Raw genomic sequence first — 22,722 nt, 5'->3', positions numbered from 1 at the left:
GAAGCGTATCATTTGTTTTAGTTAGGATTTTCCATTGGGTTTTCTGCAGTAAAATCTGCTACTATTTTTGATATTGTAGCATCAATTTTTTCTTGATCTGTATTATATCTTAAATCTAATGATTTTTTTTCTGGAAATTGCTCAATTGTAACAGTAGTTGATGGAAAAGCAAATTCAACGCCTAATTCTTTGGCTAATTTAACAATTGCCATATGCAATCTATGTTTAGAAGATTGCTCAACACCCCAAGCTAAACTTTTAAAATAAACGTTTACCATAATTAATAAGGCAGAATCTCCAAAACCAGTAAACTCTACATTATAAGAATCAGACCTTGTTTCTGGATGCGCAATAACAATTTCTCGTACACCTTTTACAAAAGCTTCAATTAAAACTGGAGGCGTATCGTAACGTACACCTAAATTTGTATTGTATCGTCTAAACAAACGCAAACCTTTATTATTAATAACAATTTCTGATAATTTACTATTTGGTATTTGGTAAATAGAAGTATCTGCACCACGCACAATTGTAGATCTAAAACCAACTTGTTCTACCGTACCAGCAAATTCTCCTGTTTCAATCCAATCATCAATATGAAAAGGTTTATCAAGAAAAATCATAATGGTACCAATTAGGTTTTTAACCGTGTCTTGAGACGCCAAAGCAAATGCTAAACCACCAATTGTTGCACCTGCAACTAATGTTGTTGTATCTACACCAAATAATCTTAATACTTTAAATAATCCAAAAACAAGCACAAGTCCTTTTAAAAAATTATTTAAAATTGGCACTAATTGATCGTCTAATCTACTTTCTGTTCTTTCTGTAAATTCTTCGTAAATACGCATTACAACTTTTACTAATTTTAGTAAAACATAAATCCAAAAAATAGTTTCTGCAATATTTAATGCTAAGAAAACCCACGTATTTATTTCTAAAGAAAATTGTAATGAAGGAAAAATTTTATCTATAAATGCCAATGAAATTAATAAACTAATTGGATGTGCTAATTTTTTAAGCACTTTATCTAATTCTAAATTGGATGTTCTATGTGTAACCTGATGCTGAATTCTTCGTAATATAAAAAAGGCTATTTTTTTGGCCAGAATAAAAATAATAACTACTAATATTAATAACAATACAATTCCTAAAACTTGCCAAAGTTCTATTCCTAAAGCTTTTATATGACCAGAAACTGGAATAACTTCTTGTAATTTTTCTACATACCAAGGAAAAACATCTTTGTAAATTTGATCTATACTTGCCACAGTTTCTGCAGAATAATACCAGTTATTACCAACTTTTTCTACATATATTTTTGGCATTCTTTGCGGAAACAATATATATTTATGAAAAGTAGTAAAGCCAATAGAATCTTTATAATTAGCATTAATTGGTATTTTATTAAAATCTACATTTAACCCTTTACCATCTAAAACTTGCTTAATTTTTATAGCTTTTTGTATTGCTTTTTCTTCTGATAAACCTAAAATTGTAGCTGCAGCTTTTTCTGGTTGATAAGAATCTGTTTGTAAAAAATACAAATGCGTATATATAGTTGCATGTGGGCTACTTAGATTTACTTCTACTGTATCTTGCGCATTAGCATAGAACGTAATAAAGGCAAATAACCAAATAAATCTTTTCATTATAAATATTTTAAAAAATTTTACTGCAAATTTAAACCTTTTCAATTTTTATCAGTCTAAGATTAACAATTAAAAAAACAATTATTAAAGATGAAAAAAATAGTAACAATTTTAATTTTAGTATTCGCTTTTACATTAACTGCGGAAGCTCAAAAAAAAGAAGGTAAAAATCCAGTTGATAGAATGTTATCAAAAATGACAACAGATTTAAATTTAACAACTGAACAACAAAATAAAATTAAACCTTTAATAGAAGAACAAATTGCCGATAGAAAAGCAATGACCGACTTAAGAAAAATGCAAGGAGAATCTGGAGTAAAACCTACTCAAGAAGATCGTAAAAAAATGAGAGAAGATAGAATGGCTAAAGAAGCTTCTATGGATGCTAAAATGGCAAGTATTTTAGATGCTGAACAATTAGAAAAATATAATTTGCAAAAAGAAGAATTGAAAGGAAGAAGAGGACAAAACAGAAAGAAAAAAGATAATGAATAATAAATTAATTTGGGTTGATTAATTTAGTAAAACTCGAGTTCTTAATTGAATTCGAGTTTTTTTTTGTTTTTAAATTTGTTGTTAAAAAACTGTTAACCATAAAAATAAGATTAAACCTTTTTACTTTTTAAAAGTCAAAGAGGTGTAAATAAATAATAATTAAAAATTTTATATCATGAAAAAAATAGCAAGCATTTTAATATTAGTATTCGCTTTTACTGTATCTACTCAAGCACAGAAAAAAGAAAAAAGAAACGAAAGAGGTCCTAAATTAACAGTTGAACAGTATACAGATTTAGCAGTTAAAAAAATGACTTTGGCTTTAGACTTAACAGATAAACAACAAGGCCAAATTAAACCTATAATTAGCGCACAAGCAGCAGCAAAAAAAGCAGAAATGCAAAGCAGAAAAGAAAATAGAGATGCAAATAAAAAACCTTCTGCAGACGAAATCTATGAAATGAAAAGCAAGCAATTAGACAATCAAATTGCATTTAAAAATAAAATGAAAGACATCTTAAATAAAGAACAATTTGAGAAGTTTGAGAAAATGGCAAAAAAGAGAAAAGGAAAAGGAAAAAAAATGATGAAAAATAAAGATGCTAAAAGAGGCAAAGGAAACAAAAGAAACAATAAATAAAGTTTTTTGATAACTAGTTTTGGTTGATTAGTTTTAAATAAAACCCAATTTCAATTAAGAAATTGGGTTTTTGATTTTATACTAAATTTTGCGTTAGGGATTGAACGGTTTGTTTGAGCTCTTTTTTGAGATGCTGATTTTCTTCAGCACGAGAAAAAAGCGAGTAGTGAAAGCCCGTTAAAACGCCCAAGTTCTATTCTTTAAACCAACTTGAATATTTTAAATAATTATTGGCAATTCTGTCAATTTCACCAGAGATTAATTCTTGCGAAATATCTTTCACTTTTTTAGCAGGAACGCCTGCATAAATACTGCCACTTTCTACCCTTGTATTTTTGGTAACTACTGCTCCTGCCGCAATAATTGAGTTAGATTCTACTACACAATCATCCATAATAATTGAGCCCATACCAACCAAAACATTGTCTTGAATTGTGCAACCATGTACAATTGCATTGTGCCCAATAGAAACGTTATTGCCTATTGTAGTTGGCGATTTTTGATAAGTTGCGTGGATAACTGCGCCATCTTGAATATTGACTTTATTACCAATTTTTATGAAATGTACATCGCCTCTAAGTACTGCATTAAACCAAATGCTGCATTCTTTTCCTAGAGAAACTTCGCCAACAATAGTGGCGTTTTCTGCTACATAACAATCTTCTGGAATTTGTGGATGTTTACCTTGTACAGGTTTAATTACTGCCATAATTTATGTTCTAAAATTGAAGCATAAATTTACTTAAAATATGACAATAAATTTCCTTTTTGAGAGGCAGAAACTAAAATTTCTTTTCCGTTAGAAACAATGACACTTCCGCCTTTTCCTTTTTTGTATTTTGTAATGGCATTTACATTTACCAAATACGATTTATGAATTCTTGCAAATGTATATTCGGTTAAAGCTTCTTCGAAATACTTTAGTGTTTTACTCACTAATTTCTTAGAATTTGCTAAATGAATTTCTGTATAATTATCGTCTGCTTTACAGAAAACTATGTCGTTTATGTCTAAAACCTCAAAACCATCTTGCTGTGGAATGGTAATTTTACCGGTTGCAGAATTTGCTTTTGGTGCTAATATTTGATGTTGTAATTGGTTTTCTTTTTCCTTGATTTCTGTTACAATATTTACAGCTTTTATTAACTCATCTATAGAAATTGGTTTTAATAAATAATAACTTGCATGATTATTTAGCGCTTCTATTGCATAATGATCGTACGCAGTTACAAAAACGGTTTCAAAGGTTCTGTTTTCTACTTTTTCTAACAAATCAAATGCATTACCAAAAGGCATTTCTACATCTAAAAAAACCAAATCTAATTCGTGTTTTTGAATTAACTTGTAAGCTTCATCAATATTACTTGCTTCGCCTAACAACTGAACATTTGGGCAATATTTACCAATATAATTTCGTAGAATATCTCTACTTATTTGTTCGTCTTCTACAATGATTGCTTTTAGTTTCATAGTTTTTTACTTTAATTTTTTTGAAGCTATCTCCTGCTTTCACTACTCGCTTTTTTTATCCTAAAAAGGAATAAAAAAGAGCTCAAACAGACCGTTCAATCAGGGCTAAACCTGTTTACCAACTTATTAAAACATTAAATTAGTTTCATATTTATTTGCCATTTACTGTTACTGAAAACTGCAACTGAATACTAATTACTTTTTCTTTAATAATAATGCTACTTTTGTTCCTTCTCCGTTTTCTAAAACATCAGCAACATTTACAGAAATTCGATCTTTATACATATTATTTAGAATTGTAATTCTGTTTTTTATAGTACTCATTCCTTTTGATTTCTGTTTTAACTGATTTTTCGTTTTTAATTCTTGCGATTTTTTTCTTCCAATTCCGTTGTCAATAATCGAAATTAAAATCGTTTCATCATCTTTTCTATTGATAGAAATTTCTAAATTTCCTTTGGTTGTTCTATATCTTAATCCGTGCCAAATTGCATTTTCTATATACGGTTGCAACAACATTGGCGGAATTGAAAATTGTTCTAAATCTATTGTTTTATCAATATTTATCTGATAATCAAACTTTTCTTTAAACCTGTTATGTTCTAATTTCACGTACAATTCTAGCAACTCAATTTCTTTTGTTAACGGAATAAAATCTTCATCAGAATTTTCTAAAACAGCACGCATTAATACAGAAAATTCAGACAAATATCTATTTGCATTACGCTCATCATTTACTGCAATAAAACTATTTACAGAATTTAAAGCATTAAAAATAAAATGCGGATTCATTTGAGAACGCATCGATTTTAATGCCAACAAATTATTAGCTAATTTTTGTTGTTTATTATTTCTAAACATAAAATACGCCAACAAACTTAAAAGTAGAATTCCGCCAAAAAGAGCATAAATTATAATACGTTGTCTTTGATTACTTTCTTCTGATAATTTTTGATCTACATACGCCAAACTAATTTTACTTTGAGCTAACTCTTGGTCTTTTTCTAAACTAGCTATTCTGTTTTGATTGTCTGCAATTTTTTTTGAAAAACGTTTTACTTGCTGAATTTCTTGCTCTTTTTTTATATATAATTCATCTACTAACTCTACATATTCTTGGTAACTTTTTAAAGCATTATTATAATCGCCAACGGTTACATAAGCTTCTGATAATTTTCTTGTTGCCTCTTTTTGAACAACAATATCTTCTTTATCATTTGCGCCTTTAATACTTTTTTGTAAAAACGGAATTGCTTCTTTATAATCTTCTTTTAAAAGATATGCATTCCCAATTTTATAATTTATTTTTTGTGATGTAATAGAATCTTTTTCTATTGATTTTCTTTTTGATGCTTCATTTTCTTCTGCCTTAATTAAACTCTTTTTACGCAATTGAATTTCATCATCAAAACGTCTATTAGAATTGTAAAAATCTGCCACTTTTTCTTCTTCTTCTAAAGCACGTTTCGGATTTTCTTTTTCAGCAAGATTTAAAGAGTTTTTAAACAATGTTTCTGCTTTATTTATTTTTCCTTGCGCAGCAAAAACATCTGCTATTTTAGAGTTTAAATCTGTAATTTTAGGAGTTATCAAATTATCTTTTGCAACTTGTAAGGCTTTTTGATAATTGATAATTGAAGTTTCAAATATTTTGGTCTTAAAAAACACATCTCCTAAACCTTCAAAAATCTGAATCCGCTCATAAATACTTAATTTTTCTTTTGATAATTCTTGATAAGTTTGTTTGCTTTCATCAAAATTATTCAATAAAAATTGTGCGTTTGCTAACGCGATTTTAGTATTTATTTCTTTATTAATTTGATATGATAATTTGTAATTATATACTGCTAAATCAAACTGTTTCCAATACAAATAAACATCTGCCAACAACTTATATGTTGCAGCATTTCTTTTTGTATTTTCTTTATTTTTTAACGCTTTTTCTATAAAAGAAAGACTTTTTTCTATATCTTTCTTTTTATAAAATTTTGCAGAATCTAAATGCCCTAAATAAAAATCTGTTTCTTTAGAAACCGTTTTTAATTTAGAAGAAATACTTCGTTTATTCTCATAGTTCTCAACAATAATTTTAATGTCTTCACTAGAAGTTAACGTGTAATACACCGTTTCAAAATCTGGATGAGAAACTCTAATTTCATCTCCAACTTTTGCTTTTACAATAAATCTACCATTAACATCCGGAAGTGAATAATACATACCATTTACTTCAATATCAATATTTTTTACAATCTTAATATTGTGTTTATCAACAATTGTAATTCTCACAAAAAAATCAGTTCCTTTTTGATTTATTATGTTTACTTGAGAAAAAACATTGGTTAAAACCCCGAATAAAAGTATAAATATTATGTATATTTTTTTAGTCATTATTTTTATCTTTTTTTCTAAAAAAAGCACCAATTCTTTTAAAAATATTAGGTTTTTTCTCAATTGCAATCATTCCTGTGGTAATAACAATTTCTCCTAAAATTGCATCATCTTCTTCCATTTGTATTATCAACGGTTTTTTTATTGATAAAACATCAATTTCTTGTGTTTTATATCCTAAATAAGAGATAACTAATATATGAGACTTTCTCTTTTTATTAGGTATTTTAATTAAAAAATTTCCATCAAAATCTGTTTGCGAAACAATCTCTGTTCCTTTTAAAACAATACTTACTCCTGGTAAATCTCCTAATTTATCTTTTATTTTTCCTTTTATGCTGATAAATTTCTCTATAGAATCATTTTCAATAAGTACTTTTCCTTTCTGATAATTGACAACTTCAACTGCATCTTTTTTTGATTGAGAAAATACAGATTCAGAAACTGCAATTGTAGCAACTAAAACCAAACTTGCAGCAATTTTTTTTAAGTTACTTTTCTTATTGGTTTCTATTTCTTTATTTAATTGAGCATCTTTAAAACGACCACATAAATTTTCTTCTTTTAATACTTTTTTAGAAATCTTTAAGGCTGATGATTTTGTAAAATCAACCACTTCTTTTCTACAACTTTTACAAAATTTCCCTTTCTGAGTTTGAGACATATTATTCCAATTTTCATGACATGGTTTTGGTATTGTAATTTTATATTTCATCATAAACTCATTTAAATTCAGTGTAAACATAAACACAAAAAACCAATCAGAAAAACGCAAAAAACCAATAAGAGCCTACATAAATCATTAAAAAACAGGGTTTACTAAATTTATATTCTCATTCACTCATTCAAAAAGCTATTTCACTCATTCTTGTTTTTTTATCAATAAAGTTAGCATTAATATTGAACCATAACAACCACCAAACTTTTAATCTATTTATAAAATCTTAAAACAAAACATTATGAAATCATTTGTATTAAAAGTAACCACCATTTTATTTGTTTTTGCAACTAGTTTAGGTTTTGCAGAACATCAATCAACAAAAGAACCAGTAAAAAATCAAACTATAAAAGTGGCGCTTTTATTAGACACAAGTAATAGTATGGATGGTTTAATCAACCAAGCAAAAGCACAACTTTGGGAAATTATAAACGAACTTTCTTATGCAAAATATGGGCAAAAAAAGCCTAATTTAGAAATTGCTTTGTATGAATATGGAAATTCTAATTTATCATCAAGAGAAGGATATATTAGACAAGTTTTACAGTTTAGCAATGATTTAGATGAAATATCAGAAAAATTATTTTCATTAACTACAAATGGTGGAAATGAGTTTTGCGGACAAGTAATACAAACTTCGCTAAACGAACTTTCGTGGGGTAAAAACAAGAATGATTTACGTTTACTTTTTATTGCCGGAAACGAACCTTTTACACAAGGAAAAGTTAATTATAAAGATGCAATTGTAAACGCTAAAGAAAAAGATGTGGTTATAAATACCATTTTTTGTGGAAATTATTCTAACGGAATTTCTGGCATGTGGAAAGATGGCGCAGATTTAGGTGGTGGCGATTATTTAACAATAAATCAGGATGAAAAAATGGTGCATATTGTTACTCCTTTTGATGATAAAATTATCATTTTAAATAAGAAATTAAACAACACTTATATTTATTATGGCAATAACGGATATTCAAAATTTTCTTCTCAAAAAGAACAAGATGTGAATGCAGCAACTTTAGATGAAGTTGTAATTGTAAAACGAACTGTTAGTAAAAGTTCTAGATTGTATGATAATTCTAGTTGGGATTTGGTAGATGCTGATAAAAAACAAAAAATCGATTATAAAAAAATTGAAAAAAAGAAATTACCAAAAGAACTACAAAATAAATCTGAAGCAGAAATTAGAGCTTATGTAAAATTAAAAGGAGAAGAACGCGAAGAAATTCAGCAGAAGATTAAAGAATTAGATACAAAAAGAAGAAATTATGTTGCCAAAAAACAACAAGAATCAAGCAAGAAAAACAATCTTAATAATGTACTAATTAAAGCAATAAAGAAACAAGCAAAACTAAAAAATTACTCTTGGTAAATTTCTTAGTAAATTATTAAAACTAAAAAACCTCATAAAACATTTTGAGGTTTTACTCTGTTTTTAAAACCTGATTAATATTTATAATATTATCTCTTAGATTATTTATTTGCTTTAATCTAGCAACAGAAACTTTAAATTTTCTGGCAATAGAATATAAAGTATCACCTTTTTTTACGGTGTAAAAATGGACTTCTTCGTTATTATCTTCCTCGCCTTCTTCAATATTACTTTCGTACTTAAAACCGTCTTGTTTTATTCGATCAAAATCATGCAATTTATAATCTTCAATAATACGTATAAGTTTTGCTGGGTAACGAGGATCGGTTGCATAACCTGCTTTTCTTAATCCCTTTGCCCATTTTTTATAATCAGTAACTCTGTAAGTAAACAGAAAAGCATATCTTTTTCTCTGAGTTAAAAAAAGTGAATGATCTTTAAAAGAAGAAGACACATATTTGTATTTTCTAAAACATTCTCCTTTTTCATCATCATCATGATAAACTCTTTTTCCTTGCCAATCCGTGTGACATTTTATACCAAAATGATTGTTAGATTTAGATGCAAGTTCACTTCTCCCAGAACCAGATTCTAAAACGCCTTGCGCTAAAGTTATACTTGCAGGTATGCTGTGCAAATGCATTTCTCTAACTGCAATTGCTGCATATTTTTTAATATATTCTAAAGAGTTTTCGTTTAATCTTTTTGAGCCTTCTTCTAACTTATCTATATGTTCATCTCCATGTACATCAGGCAAATTTTCGACTTTGCTTTCTATCTCTTTATGAGTTGTTTTGGTTTTACTTTTAACTGTTTTTTTACTTGATCCACAATTAGAAAGCATCAAAATAAATAAGCAACAAAGTAAAATTTTAACTTTCATTATAGTAGTATAATTTCTTTATTTTTTTCTTTTAATTTCTGATTTACGCCGTCTATTCCTTGAATTCCACCAGTATGAATTGCTAATATTTTAGTGTTTTCTTCAAAAAAATCTTTTTTAACTAAATCTAAAATACCAAAAATCATTTTACCTGTATACACAGGATCTAACAAAATATCAGTTTCTTTTTTAAAACTATTAATAAAACTTATTAATTCATCATCATATTTTGCATAACCTCCAAAAGTATACTCTTTTTGTAAACGCCACTTTTTGTTATTGGTAGAATATTTTTTAATTTCTTCGGATAAAAAATTACCTTTTAAAGCAGGGAAACCTATCAATTTTTGATTTCTTCTTGATCCATTAATCAATCCAGAAATCGTACCACCTGTTCCAACTGCACAACAAATTATATTAAACTTTTTGTCTTCAGATGTTAAGATTTCCTCACAACCTTGAACTCCAAAAATATTAGTTCCACCTTCTGGAATTAAATAAAAATCTCCCCATTTATTTTTCATCTTTTCGATAAAACCAAACGATGATTTTTGTCTATATATTTCTCTAGAAACAAAATGAAATTTCATTCCGCTTTCATGTGCTCTTCTTAAAGTAGCATTTTCTTCTAATGTTTTAGCTATATTTAAACCTAACTCTTCTCCTCTAATTACTGCAAAAGTTTTAAGTCCTGCTTTTTCACCAGCAACTGCTGTTGCTACAATGTGGTTAGAAAATGCGCCACCAAAAGTTAGTAACGATTTCTTTTTTAGTTTTATTGCTTCTTCTAAGTTATATTTTAATTTCCTAAATTTATTACCTGATATATAAGGATGAATTAAATCTTCTCTTTTAATAAAAAGTTCTACTTTTTTTTCTTCTAAAATTGGAAGAAAAACCTGTTGGTTTTTGGTTTGTATTTGTGAATTAAAGTTCATAATTTATAATTCCTAGAAAATAGGAACCCGGAATTGACTTATTGAAAATGTGAGTCCCTTTTTAATAAAAAAAGGGGATTTATATATTTATTTAATAACTTTACTAATGAATTTCCGTTTTACCAGAAATGAATAAAAATTAAGAAAAATTAGAGATTTCTGCTTCCAATTTCTCCCATTCTTCCATTAAACTGTCTACTTTTGCTTTTTTTGCTTTGTATTTTTGAAAGAAGTTAGGCCTAGAAGAAACTTCATCATAGTTTTTAGCTAATTCTAGATCAATTTTAGCAATTTCGGCTTCTAAATCGGCAATTTCTGTTTCAGTTTTAGAAAGTCTGTTGTTTAATTTTTTTAGGTCTTTTTCTTGTTCTTTAGAAAGTTGTTCAACCTCTATTTTAGCACTCGATTTTTCTGCTTTTACAACAGTTCTTTTTTCAGCTTCACGTAGATTTTCAATTTTATGCTGATCTAAGAAATAATCAATATCACCTAAATATTCTTTTATAATTTTATCTTTAAAACCATAAACAGTAGATGTTAATCCTTGTAAAAAATCTCTATCGTGAGACACAATTATTAACGTTCCGTTAAATTGTTTTAAAGCTTCTTTTAATACATTTTTAGAAGCAATATCTAAGTGATTTGTTGGCTCATCCATTATTAAAACGTTAAATGGTTGCAACAATAATTTACACAAAGCTAATCTGTTTCTTTCTCCTCCAGAAAGTACTTTTGCTTTTTTATCTACTGCATCTCCTCCAAACAAAAACGAACCAAGCATATCTCTAACACGCATTCTATTACCATCTGTTGCAGCGTCTTCCATAATTTCTAAGACGGTTTTTTCTGGTGGTAATTCTTCAGATTGATTTTGAGCAAAATATCCCAATTCTACATTATGACCTAGTTTTAAATTTCCTTTAAACGGAATTTCGCCAACCATCATTTTAGCCAAAGTAGATTTTCCTTGACCGTTTTGACCAACAAAAGCAATTTTACTATTTCTTTCTATAAGTAAATCTACATCTTCTAAAACGTGTTTATCTCCATAACTTTTAGATAAATTCTCTGCTTCAACAATAATTTTTCCTGGTTCTTTAGAAATTGCAAAACGAACATTCATTGCTTTATTATCATCTTGATCCACTTCAATCAACTCAACTTTATCTAGTTGTTTCATTAAAGATTGTGCCATCGATGCTTTACTCGCTTTTGCTTTAAATTTATTAATTAAATGCTGCTTTTGTTTAATTTCTTTCTCTTGATTTTTCTGAGCCTGTAATTGTTTTTCTTTAATTTCTCCTCTTAATAATAAGAACTGAGAATATGGTTTTTTATAATCGTAAATCTGACCTAAAGAAATTTCAATAGTTCTATTGGTTACATTATCTAAAAACATTTTATCATGAGAAACCAATACAATAGCACCAGAATATGATTTTAAAAAGTTCTCTAACCAAATAATAGACTCGATATCTAGGTGATTCGTAGGCTCATCTAATAATAAAATATCATTATTTTGTAATAATAATTTTGCCAATTCTATACGCATTCTCCATCCACCAGAAAAAGTATCTGTTAGTTTGTCAAAATCTTCTCTTTGAAAACCTAATCCTTGTAAAATTTTTTCTGTATCTCCTTGATAATTATAACCCCCAAGCAATTCATAACGCTCAGTATTGTCTGTTAAATCATGAATTAACTGGGTATAACCTTCACTTTCATAATCGGTTCTTGTAACTAATTGCTCGTTAATATCATCAAGTAAAGCTTCAATTTCTTTAATTTCTACAAAGGCTTGATACGCTTCTTCTAAAATAGTTCTTCCTTCAACAAAATCTATATCTTGTCTTAAAAAACCTATTTTTACGTCTTTATCAAAAGCCATTGTTCCGCTACTTTCAATGTCTTTAGAAAGTACTTTTAAAAGTGTAGATTTACCGGCTCCATTTTTACCAATTAAGCCAATTCTATCTCCTTTATTTAATTTAAAAGTGATTCCTGAAAATAATTCAGTTCCCATAAAGGAAACTGTTAAATTGTGTACGTTTAACATTAAATGTAATAAAAGTTACAAAGTTAGATTGATAAAAATTTATCTTTGCAAAAGTATCAATTTTAAATTTTATGATGTTTAAAAAAGGAACAAAATTATATAGCATTTCAAAAGGCAAGTGCCCAAAGTGCCAAGAAGGTGATTTTTTTAAGTATAAATTTACTTTTAACCCTTCTAAAGTTACTAAAATTCATGATCATTGCCCTAATTGTAATTTAAAATATATGCTTGAGCCTTCATTTTTTTATGGAGCAATGTATATAAATTACGGAATTACTGTTGCAATTTCTATTGTTGTTTTTTTAATAACCAAACTTGGTTTTGATTTAAACTTATTACAATCTTTTTTAAGCGTATTTATTGCTTTAGTTATTTTAGCTCCAATAAATTTACGTTTATCTAGAATTATTTGGATAAATATGTTTGTTAGTTATGAAGAAAAAAAATAGATTTTTAGATTTTTAGATTTTTAGATTTTTAGATTTTTAGATTTTTAGATTTTTAATACTAATCTTTATTTTTGATTGTAAAAATTTACGTTCAAAAACTTATTCAAATCTTTTAATATCGATATCTAAATCTAATTCTTCACCTTTTTCTAAGTGATTAAATAATTGTTTTGCAACTGTTGGTGCAATCATTACTCCTCGTGTTCCTAAACCGTTTAAAATTGCCAAATTATTATATGCAGGATTTACACCAACCAAAGGTCTTCTATCTCTAACTGTTGGCCTTATTCCTGCAGTTTGTTCTACAATTTTATAAGGAACAGTAATTACTTTTTTAAGTTTTTCTACCAATTCAGCTTTTCCTTCTTCGGATGGATTTGATGTTTTATCTCTCCAATTAAAAGTTGCACCTACTTTGTATAAATCATTTCCTAAAGGCAATATAAATACTGTAGATTTTATTAAAAAATTAATTTCTAAATCTGGTGCATGAATAGTAATTAGTTCTCCTTTTACCTCTTTTAATGGTAAATAATTAAAAAAAAGATTTTTACTCATTCCAAATCCTTCACAAAAAACAATTCTATCTGTAGCAATATCTTTGTATTCTAAATGATTTTCTCTAAATTTTATTTGCTGGTGTTCAAATTTTTCGAATTGAATTTTTTCTTCTTTTTTTAAATAATCTCTATAAACTTCAACTACTTTTTTTGTATCAATTCTACCAGCTTCTCTAACATTTCCGCAACCAAAATCTGCAATAATACCTTCTCTCTTTTGATGATCGATTTTAGGATCTAAATAAGGAGATAATAAAGGTTTATCTAATGCTGCAAACCAATTATTTTGATCTTCTATAGATTTAAATATTTTTTTGATTAGAAACTTTTCATCAAACTTTATATTTAATTTTTTTTCTAATTGCTGATAAAAAGGAAGTGCAACTGCTAATTGCTCTTTAGCGTTCCAAACTGGTGTAAATCGTTTTAAAATAACAGGGTTATAAACTCCGCCAGCAACTAAAGAAGAAGTTTGAGAGTCGTCTTCAAAAACTATAAACGTTTTTTTTGCTGCTAATAATTCTTCTGCAAAAGCTAAACCTGCTAATCCTAAACCAACAATAATATAATCTACTTTCATAGTACAAAAATACTTAAGTTTTTATTAAAACTATGAATTTTATAAGAAGTTACAACTAGTTTTAGCCCTGATTAAACCTTTCATCAAGCTCAAGATAGGCTCCTTATTTGAGCTCTTTTTGTTTTTTTACAAAAAAAGCGAGTAGTGAAAGCCGGAAATAGCTTCAAATAAAAAAACGCTTACTTTCGTAAACGTTTCTCTTTATAATTTTTGATTTGGAATTAATAATTCCACATATCAATTTCTCTGTTTCTAATATCTTCTTTAATTTTATCTGCTTCTAAAAGCTGAAATAAAGAATTACCACGAACATAATCTTCAATGGCTCTATTGCCATAAATATTTTCTTCTCTTACAATTACAGAGCTAAATCTACGAGCATTTAACAAGTGATCGTAAGAAATTGGATGCGTTGCATTGTCTGGATTAAATACTTTTGAATCGTGTAATGTTTGTCTTGCTGTTGGAAAGAAAATCCAAAATAATTCATATAAAGTTTCATCTTCAATACCTTCTGCGCCTATTGTTTGCACATCTTTACCCATTGGCGCAATTGCCAATAATCTGTATTTCATTTCTCCTTGACGCTTGTCAAAATACCACATTCCTTTTAACATATATCCTCCAATATCTTCAGATTGAACTCTATAAGTATCTTCGTAACCATTTTGTGTACGAACATTTACCAAACGAGAATTTATCTCATCTTGTGTCATTTTTGATGTAAAGAAAGAATCTGAATATGCTTCTTGTATTTGCCCCTGTCTAATACCTCTTATTAAAGTATCGAACAAAGATCTTCTGTCTGAAGAAATATTTGTTGTATCTATTGGAAAATAATATGGTAAATTTATTTTCTGATTTAAATCTACAAATTCCCAAACAACTTTAGACCACATAATATCTCTGTCGCTTACATAACCGTAAGGAATTGGTCCATCATTATCAGACACAGATTGCTCTATACTTTCTTTACCAATTTGATCTACAGATTTTGCGTTTAATAAATTAACTTGCGCACTTACAAAACCAGTAGTTAAAAAAGCGAAAAATAATATTAAAAAGTTTCTATTCATAATCTAATTTTTTATGCTAATTAGTTAATTCTATATTTACAGGTAAAACTTGTTTAAGGTTATAACCATTTGCTGTTGCTTTAATATCATAGATATTAATAATATCGCCTCTTTGTGCTTTGTTTAAAACTTTTTTTGCTGCTGCACTTAAAGTTGTTCCGTTTACTATAATTGTTAATTCTCCTGGAACTTTAATTTTAAAGCTTTTTACCGTTATATTTAAATCGAATTCAAAATCTGGTAAACCCGCAGAAATTGGTGAATTTGCTAAACCAGATTTTGGCATTCTAACCGTTCCATATTGTTCACGAACAGAACCCATTGCTGCCGGTATATCTTTAATTCTAAAGGTTGCTTTAGAATTTACTGTTTTACCACTACTTAATTTTGCACTTACATTTATAGTTGCAATTTTACCAGATCCTGGTTTAATACTATATTTACCATTACTACCAGTTAAATTACCTCCAGATGCAGAAACGCTTAAATTGTTATCACTAACTCCTGGTAGAGAAACAGAAATAGGATTATTTAAACCTCTATAAACCACATTCATTTTATCTGCAGAAACTACAGCATTACTTGGTTCTGGAATTACAGAATAAGAACTTTCGAAAGGAACTTCTACTACTTTACCATTTTGCGTAAAAGCAATTTTTCCTTTAATATCATGATTACCAATATTACCTGCTGGCATATCGATAATTACTTGACCAGATTCTATTTTTTTATAATCTTTACCATTTAAAATCACATTATCTGGTACCATTTCTGCATCATAACGTCCTAAAACTATTTTACCAGTAACTTTTTCACCAGCAAAATATGCGTTTTTATCAAGTGCAACAATTCCTTTATAATTATTTAAAGATAAAGACTCTTCTAATTTACCACCTAATAAAGAATTTAAAATTTCGCTTTCAGAATTTTTAATATCAGCTTGCATTTGTGTTAAATTGGTTAAAGAAGCAATTAAAGGAAAACCTTCATATCTGTATTTTAACCAAGGTACAGTTTTACCATCAGAATCAATTACATCATTAGTATCAAACCTGCTGTTAATTAAAGCTTCAAACTTACTGCCTTCTCCTAACGTAGCGTTTACATTAGTTCTGTATGCATTAATGTTATCTAAAAACTCTTGCCCTTTTGGAGTGTAATTATCACCTTTAAAGAAATAAGTATCTAAAAAAGTAGTTTTATCCATGGATTCATAAGCCTTTTTATCTTCTAAATCTGTAGTCATTTGAGTTTTTAACTCACCTAAATAGCTATAAAAATCAGCAGAATATTGTTTAATTTTCTTTGCTTGAGTATTTAACTTTCCAAATTTCTCGGTTTGTTCTGAAGCTTTTGTAGCTAAATTTGCATAAGCTTGTTTATTTTTCTCAATAGTTGAAATATTATTAGTTTCTAACTTTTCATTCATAAAACCAAAAGCTGATAAAACCTCTCTACTCATTTGCATTGCTAACATAGCAATAAAAACAAGGTACATTAAGTTTATCATCTTTTGTCTTGCAGACATTTTTCCTCCAGCCATATTTTCTAATTAGTTTTTAAGTTATTCAAATTATTTAACTAATTATTTACTAGACATAGCAGAAAGCATATTTCCATAAACGCCGTTTAAAGAAGATAAGTTTTTTGCTAAAGAATCCATTTGCATTTTTAATCTTTCTGTATTTTCTACAACAGCTGTATTTAATTCTGTTTGCTTACTTGAATTTTCTACTTGTACTTTATACAAATTATTTAAAGATTCCATATGAACTGCTGCTAAAGAAACTTGTTCATTATATTTATTTGTAGATGAAATAGATTCTGATGCAACAGATAATCCTTCTGCAGCTCCTTGAAAATTCTTCATACTATTTCCTAAACTTGTCATTAAAGAGGCGTCTATTTTAGCTTCTTGTAATAAAGCATCTAGTTTTTGAGATAAAAGACCTTCTGTACCAATTTTCTCTTCTGTAGAAAAACTATCTTCTCCCAATTCTGGATATACTTTTGACCAATCTAAATCATCTTCTGGAGTATCAAAAGCAGATAAAAAGAAAATAAGTGCTTCTGCAATTAACCCAACTGCTAATACATTTGACCCATTAAACCAACCATAACTAATATGATTTAACTTAAATAACGCTCCTAAAATTACAATTGACGCTCCAATATTATAAGCGATGTTAAACAGTTTTTTTTTATTCTTAGATTGTGCCATAATATATTTTTTTGTTTTTTCTTTAATTTATTTATTTCCTGTACCTATATAATTCTGTACGGTTCTAAAACCGATATAACTTCTTGCTGTATCTGCATATTCATAATCTCTAGAAGCTACTTCCAAATAATATGCTACATCTTTCCAAGAACCTCCTCTAATAATTTTTCTTTTGTTTTTTCTATCTTCTACATTAGGGTTCATTGTTGAAGCCATGTAGTAAGAAGATAAATTGTAAGCAGTATTTGTCCATTCAGAAACATTACCAGCCATATTGTATAAACCGTAATCATTTGCATTAAAAGATTTTGCTTCCATAGTATATAAAGCGCCATCTACAGAATAATTACCTCTAACAGGTTTAAAGTTTGCTAAGAAACAACCTCTATCACTTGTAGTACTACCTGTTCCCCAAGGATATGTAGCAAAATCTAAACCACCTCTTGCTGCATATTCCCATTCTGCTTCTGTAGGCAATCTAAAGTCTGGCACTTGAGTTGCATTTTTTCTAGTTCTTAAATAATCATTTTTCATTTTAGTTCTCCAGTTACAAAAAGCATTTGCCTGCTCCCAAGTAACACCAACAACAGGATAATCTGCATAAGATTGATGGTAAAAATAATCTTGATGCATTGGATCATTGTACGAATAATTAAAATCTTTAACCCAAACAGTTGTATCTGGATAAATATTTAACACTTCTGTTTGAACAAAATCTTTTCTATTTCCACCTTTTCTAGCAGCGTTATCTCTATCAAACCAAGAATATTTATATTTTAAATACTTTGTATTAAAAGTTCTTAAACCATCTACAGCTTCTTCTCTACTTATAAATAAAGAATCCATTACCTCTACATAATCTAAATCTGGAAAGTCTTCTGTTTTCCAAATAATATCTTCAGACCAATCTAAAGGCTGAATCGTATCAAAACTATAATAGTTTTCGTACATATATTTTTGATAAGGAGTAGAATTTGCAACTGTATCTTTAAATTTATAATTCTGAATTCCTCCAGAAGGTAGATTTCCATCTGCATCAGGAGTTGCTCCTAAACTAGCAAATTCTGCTTGATACGCTAATTTTGTTCTTACAACAGAATCTTTAACCCATTTTACAAACGCTTTATATTCATTGTTTGTAATTTCGGTTTCATCCATATAATAAGGTCTTACAGTAACAGTTTTTGTGGGCGTATTTAAAGTTCCTATAAGATCTTCATCTTGTTTACCCATTGTAAAAGAGCCACCAGGAATTAATGCCATTCCGTGAGGTTTTTCAGAAAACCATTTCTTGTTAGATTTTACACCTACTAATTCTCCCCTATCGTTAGAACCACAACTGTAAAAAACGGTTATTAAAAGTGCAAATATTGCTGCTTTCTTCATATTTTATTTTTGTCTTTACTAAAAGTTCGTAAACCTATTATTTTTTTTGCTAAAATACAATGTTGAAACCGTAATTTAACGTATTGTTTTTTAATATATTTTTAAATCACTACATTTTTCTCATTGCTTTATACCATCTTTCTGGTATAATTTGCTTTGTAGCTTCTTTGTAATCTTGGTATGTACATGGTATTAACGCATGTCTTTTGTATTTATTATCTGATAAAATTCTTATCTCAATCCACCAACGACCCGTTTTATTACTTTTATAAAAAACTAAAGGATCGTCATCTTCTAAAATTACCGTAAATTTTTGATAGTTTTCTTTTCCAGAAAACGGATAATCTTTTACTCTAAAATTAACGCCTTCAATAAAATACCAAATCATTTGCGCAATTAAATTGGCTGTTTGATGATTATTATCGTATTGCGAATTGTACTCGTAAATACCAAACGAAGAAACTTTATCACTAATACCTGCATACCTAGAAATAGCGCAAATTTCTTCGCCATAAAAACCATTTGGAGACGCATTATTATTAGCAGGAGCTTCACTTTGTCTAATTGCACCAATATCTATAGAAACAATATCTGCGTTTCTAAAAGCTGGCTCTATATTTTCTAATTCTTTTGCTTTTCCAAGTCTATAAGCATCAAAAAATAAATTATCTAACAATTGTATTTCTTCTTGAGAATTAAAATATGTTTGATATCCAACATTGCTGTAATTAAACAAATTATTGGGTTCTTGCATAATTATTTTACTCAAATACGATTGCGATGTCAATTCAGAATCTAAATCCCCTAAATCAAATCTACTATCTACAGCGGTAATATTTACAGTTTGCTCTAACAAATCGTAAGCTCTGTAATTTACATACGTAATATCCTGGCCTCCACCAATTATAATAGGAATGATATTCTTCTTTAACAAACCTGTTATAATTTCTGAAACCGCATAATATGTATCTGTAACAGAATTTCCTTTTAAAACATTTCCTAAATCTGCAATTTCTGTTTGCCAATTTCCTGGAAATAATTCATATAATTTTTTTCTGATAAAATACAAATTTTCTCCACAACCAAAATTATCTTCAGAGTTTCTATCTTCTTGAACTCCAAAAATTGCAATTTTTACATTATCTAATTCAGGAAAACCTTCTTCTTCAGAATAAATTTTAATTTTATTACCCAAGCATAAAGAAGATTGCAGCTCTAAATGTGCTAAAACAGTTTCTTTTACAGGGGTTAAAAAGTCTTGACTCATCAATTTTTTATTGGGCTTGGAAAGATACCAAATTCTTTATTTCTTTTTTGCAGTTTTTTTAGCAGTTGCTTTCTTTTTTGCAGGCGCTCTCTTTTTAGCTACTTTTTTCTTTGGTGTTTTAGCCTCAATCATTGCAACAGCTTCTTCTTTAGAAAGTTTTTCAATCTCTGTTGTTTTTGGCAACTCAATTTTTATTTTCCCTTTAATAACGTTATACCTTCCCCAACGTGCTTTTTCTACACGAATAGCTACGTCTTCCCAATTATGGATAACTTTATCTATTTCTTTCTGTTTCTTAACCTCAATTAATTCAATAATATTTTCATCAGAAAGATTGTCAAAATCATACTTTTTACTAACATTAATAAACATATTATTCCATTTTATAAATGGTCCAAAACGCCCAACTCCTTTTTGTACAGGTAAATCTTCATAATGATAAATTGGTGCATCTGCTTTTTGTTTTGCAACAATTAATTCTTCTGCTCTTGGCATATCAACTTCCATCGGATTTTCTCCTTTAGCCAAAGAAACAAACATAGTTCCGAAACGAATATAAGGCCCAAAACGCCCGTTAGAAACAATTACTTCTTCACCTTCATAAACACCTAAGGTTTTTGGTAATAAAAACAATTCTAAAGCTTCTTCTAAAGTAATTGTACCTAAATGTTGATCATTATTTAAGCTTGCAAACACTTTTTCTTCATCTTCTGGAGCACCGATTTGTGCAATTGGCCCAAATTTACCTAAACGAACCAAAACTGTTTTTCCAGACTCTGGATGTTTTCCTAAAATACGCTCACCACTTTCTCGCTCTGCATTTTCTTTAACATCCTCTACGTTATCATGAAATTTTTGATAGAAACCTTTAATCATTTCCCTCCAATTTTCTGTTCCTTCAGAAATATCATCAAAAGAACTTTCTACTTTTGCAGTAAAACCAAAATCTAAAACGTTAGAAAAATTAGCAACTAAAAAATCATTTACAATATTCCCAATATCCGTAGGCACTAATTTATTTTTATCTGAACCTGTTTTTTCTGATAAAGTATGCGTTTTTACAACTCCGTTTGATAAAATTAATTGCTGATATTCTCGTTCAACACCTTCATTTACACCTTTTTCTATATAACCTCTTCGTTGTACTGTAGAAATTGTTGGCGCATAAGTAGATGGACGACCAATACCCAACTCTTCTAATTGTTTTACCAAAGATGCTTCTGTAAATCTGTATGGCGGACTTGTAAAGCGCTGTGTAGCATTTATAAAAGTATAATCTAAACTTTCATTTACTTTTAAATTTGGCAACATTCCTGCTTGCTCTTCATCTTCATTATCATTTCCTTCTAAATATACTTTTAGAAAACCATCAAATTTTATCATTTCACCATTAGCAGTAAAAATCTTTGAGTTTTCAGAATTTTCAATTTTCACGTTGGTTCTTTCTAACTGAGCATCACTCATTTGTGAAGCTAAAGTTCTTTTCCAAATTAAATCATATAATCTATTTTGGTCATATTCTGTATCAACCGTATGCATTTTCATGTTTGTTGGTCTAATCGCTTCGTGGGCTTCTTGCGCACCTTTTACTTTCGATTTAAAAACACGTTCTTTACTATATTCTTTCCCGTAATAATTTGTAATTTCTTCTGCAGCTTCATTTCTTGCATCTACTGATAAATTTACACTATCAGTTCTCATATAAGTTATTAAACCGGCTTCATACAAACGTTGTGCAACTTGCATTGTTTTTCCCACTGGAAAACCTAATTTTCTAGACGCTTCTTGTTGTAATGTTGATGTTGTAAATGGTGCAGCAGGAGATTTCTTTGCTGGTTTTTTTGTTAAATCAGCAATTGAAAAATCTGCATTTATACAAGATTTTAAGAAATTTTCTGCTCCTTTTTTAGTTTCGAAATTTTTAGGAATTCCGGCTTTAAAAGTTGCGCCTTCTTTATTAGAAAACTCTGCAACTACTTTATAATGAGTTTCGGCAGTAAACCCTAAAATACTTCTTTCTCTCTCAACAATTAAACGAACAGCAACAGATTGTACTCTACCTGCAGATAAACCTCCTTTTACTTTTCGCCATAAAACTGGTGATAATTCGTACCCAACAATTCTATCTAAAACTCTTCTTGCTTGTTGCGCATTTACCATATTATAATCGATATCTCTAGGATTGTCGACTGCTTTTAAAATGGCTTTTTTAGTAATTTCGTGAAAAACAATACGTTTTGTACTTTCTTCTTTTAATGCTAACTGCTCTTTTAAATGCCAAGCAATAGCCTCACCCTCTCGATCCTCATCACTTGCTAACCAAACCACTTCTGCTTTTTTAGCTAACGTTTTCAGTTTTTTTACAACTGCTTTCTTATCATCAGAAACTATATATGTTGGGCTAAAATTCCCATCAACATCAATACCTAATTCTTTGGATGGTAAATCTGCAATATGCCCAAAACTCGATTCTACTTGATACTCTTTTCCAAGAAATTTTTCGATTGTTTTTGCTTTTGCTGGTGACTCTACTATTACTAAATTCTTTGCCATTTATCTTTCTTTTGTCAA

At 28.7% G+C, this 22,722-nt stretch carries 19 protein-coding genes; 4 read left to right on the top strand and 15 right to left on the bottom strand.

The genetic code is table 11. From position 1 onward, the window contains the following. Positions 1-17: 17 nt before the first annotated feature. Positions 18-1,652 carry a mechanosensitive ion channel family protein gene (locus BLT70_RS01620; protein WP_091890652.1) on the bottom strand — a complete coding sequence of 545 codons (1,635 nt, stop codon included), beginning with the start codon at positions 1,650-1,652 and terminating at the stop codon, positions 18-20. A 90-nt stretch (positions 1,653-1,742) separates the two neighbouring features. On the opposite strand from BLT70_RS01620, the gene BLT70_RS01615 reads away from it, so the two are divergent. Together BLT70_RS01615 and BLT70_RS01610 are read left to right on the top strand one after the other, a co-directional pair. Beyond that, positions 1,743-2,147, top strand: coding sequence for a Spy/CpxP family protein refolding chaperone (locus tag BLT70_RS01615; protein WP_091890649.1), 405 nt, complete (start codon positions 1,743-1,745; stop codon positions 2,145-2,147). Positions 2,148-2,322: 175 nt separating this feature from the next. Further along, positions 2,323-2,787, top strand: coding sequence for a hypothetical protein (locus BLT70_RS01610; RefSeq protein ID WP_091890646.1), 465 nt, complete (start codon positions 2,323-2,325; stop codon positions 2,785-2,787). Positions 2,788-2,980: 193 nt separating this feature from the next. Here the strand turns inward: BLT70_RS01610 and BLT70_RS01605 are convergent, their stop codons facing one another. From BLT70_RS01605 to BLT70_RS01590, 4 genes are all read right to left on the bottom strand, one after another. Further along, positions 2,981-3,496 (bottom strand): gamma carbonic anhydrase family protein, encoded by a 516-nt coding sequence (locus tag BLT70_RS01605; RefSeq protein WP_091890643.1) that lies wholly within the window; start codon positions 3,494-3,496, stop codon positions 2,981-2,983. A 29-nt stretch (positions 3,497-3,525) separates the two neighbouring features. Beyond that, entirely contained in the window at positions 3,526-4,257 is a 732-nt protein-coding gene (locus BLT70_RS01600; protein ID WP_091890640.1) for a LytTR family DNA-binding domain-containing protein, read from the bottom strand. Between the two features lie 195 nt (positions 4,258-4,452). Next, complete coding sequence (locus BLT70_RS01595; RefSeq protein WP_091897313.1) at positions 4,453-6,645, bottom strand: histidine kinase; 2,193 nt, start codon at positions 6,643-6,645, stop codon at positions 4,453-4,455. Continuing rightward, positions 6,638-7,360, bottom strand: coding sequence for a carboxypeptidase-like regulatory domain-containing protein (locus BLT70_RS01590; protein ID WP_172824370.1), 723 nt, complete (start codon positions 7,358-7,360; stop codon positions 6,638-6,640). Before BLT70_RS01590 ends, BLT70_RS01595 begins: the two co-directional genes overlap by 8 nt. A 244-nt stretch (positions 7,361-7,604) precedes the next feature. On the opposite strand from BLT70_RS01590, the gene BLT70_RS01585 reads away from it, so the two are divergent. Continuing rightward, positions 7,605-8,735, top strand: coding sequence for a vWA domain-containing protein (locus BLT70_RS01585; RefSeq protein ID WP_091890634.1), 1,131 nt, complete (start codon positions 7,605-7,607; stop codon positions 8,733-8,735). Between the two features lie 52 nt (positions 8,736-8,787). Here BLT70_RS01585 and BLT70_RS01580 read toward each other — a convergent pair whose 3' ends face one another. From BLT70_RS01580 to BLT70_RS01570, 3 genes are all read right to left on the bottom strand, one after another. Then, positions 8,788-9,618: a glucosaminidase domain-containing protein gene (locus BLT70_RS01580; protein ID WP_091890631.1), complete on the bottom strand. Its 831-nt coding sequence runs from the start codon at positions 9,616-9,618 to the stop codon at positions 8,788-8,790. After that, positions 9,618-10,556, bottom strand: a complete 939-nt coding sequence (locus tag BLT70_RS01575) for a 1-aminocyclopropane-1-carboxylate deaminase/D-cysteine desulfhydrase (protein ID WP_091890628.1) — start codon at positions 10,554-10,556, stop codon at positions 9,618-9,620. The genes BLT70_RS01580 and BLT70_RS01575 overlap by 1 nt, the downstream gene beginning before the upstream one ends. Before the next feature lie 139 nt (positions 10,557-10,695). After that, positions 10,696-12,612 (bottom strand): ABC-F family ATP-binding cassette domain-containing protein, encoded by a 1,917-nt coding sequence (locus tag BLT70_RS01570; protein ID WP_091890624.1) that lies wholly within the window; start codon positions 12,610-12,612, stop codon positions 10,696-10,698. A gap of 71 nt (positions 12,613-12,683) precedes the next feature. Between BLT70_RS01570 and BLT70_RS01565 the strand changes: the two genes are divergently transcribed. Further along, entirely contained in the window at positions 12,684-13,061 is a 378-nt protein-coding gene (locus BLT70_RS01565) for a DUF983 domain-containing protein (RefSeq protein ID WP_231962782.1), read from the top strand. A gap of 99 nt (positions 13,062-13,160) precedes the next feature. Here the strand turns inward: BLT70_RS01565 and BLT70_RS01560 are convergent, their stop codons facing one another. The 7 genes from BLT70_RS01560 to topA form a co-directional block, all read right to left on the bottom strand. Then, positions 13,161-14,201 carry an FAD-binding oxidoreductase gene (locus BLT70_RS01560; protein ID WP_091890621.1) on the bottom strand — a complete coding sequence of 347 codons (1,041 nt, stop codon included), beginning with the start codon at positions 14,199-14,201 and terminating at the stop codon, positions 13,161-13,163. A gap of 221 nt (positions 14,202-14,422) precedes the next feature. Then, on the bottom strand, positions 14,423-15,277 hold the full coding sequence (gene gldN / locus BLT70_RS01555) for a gliding motility protein GldN (protein ID WP_091890618.1): 855 nt from the start codon (positions 15,275-15,277) through the stop codon (positions 14,423-14,425). A gap of 16 nt (positions 15,278-15,293) precedes the next feature. Continuing rightward, entirely contained in the window at positions 15,294-16,820 is a 1,527-nt protein-coding gene (gene gldM / locus BLT70_RS01550) for a gliding motility protein GldM (RefSeq protein ID WP_091890613.1), read from the bottom strand. 42 nt (positions 16,821-16,862) lie between these two features. Beyond that, a complete protein-coding gene (gldL, locus tag BLT70_RS01545) occupies positions 16,863-17,498 on the bottom strand; it encodes a gliding motility protein GldL (RefSeq protein WP_091890611.1) in 636 nt (211 codons plus the stop codon). A gap of 27 nt (positions 17,499-17,525) precedes the next feature. Beyond that, complete coding sequence (gldK, locus tag BLT70_RS01540) at positions 17,526-18,884, bottom strand: gliding motility lipoprotein GldK (protein ID WP_091890608.1); 1,359 nt, start codon at positions 18,882-18,884, stop codon at positions 17,526-17,528. A gap of 109 nt (positions 18,885-18,993) precedes the next feature. After that, positions 18,994-20,151, bottom strand: a complete 1,158-nt coding sequence (locus BLT70_RS01535; RefSeq protein WP_091890604.1) for a formimidoylglutamase — start codon at positions 20,149-20,151, stop codon at positions 18,994-18,996. 36 nt (positions 20,152-20,187) lie between these two features. After that, positions 20,188-22,704, bottom strand: coding sequence for a type I DNA topoisomerase (gene topA / locus BLT70_RS01530; RefSeq protein ID WP_091890601.1), 2,517 nt, complete (start codon positions 22,702-22,704; stop codon positions 20,188-20,190). Positions 22,705-22,722 lie beyond the last annotated feature (18 nt).

Source organism: Polaribacter sp. KT25b, assembly GCF_900105145.1.
In the GTDB taxonomy this organism is placed as follows: Bacteria; Bacteroidota; Bacteroidia; order Flavobacteriales; family Flavobacteriaceae; genus Polaribacter.
This window is presented reverse-complemented; position numbering and strand designations above follow the sequence as displayed.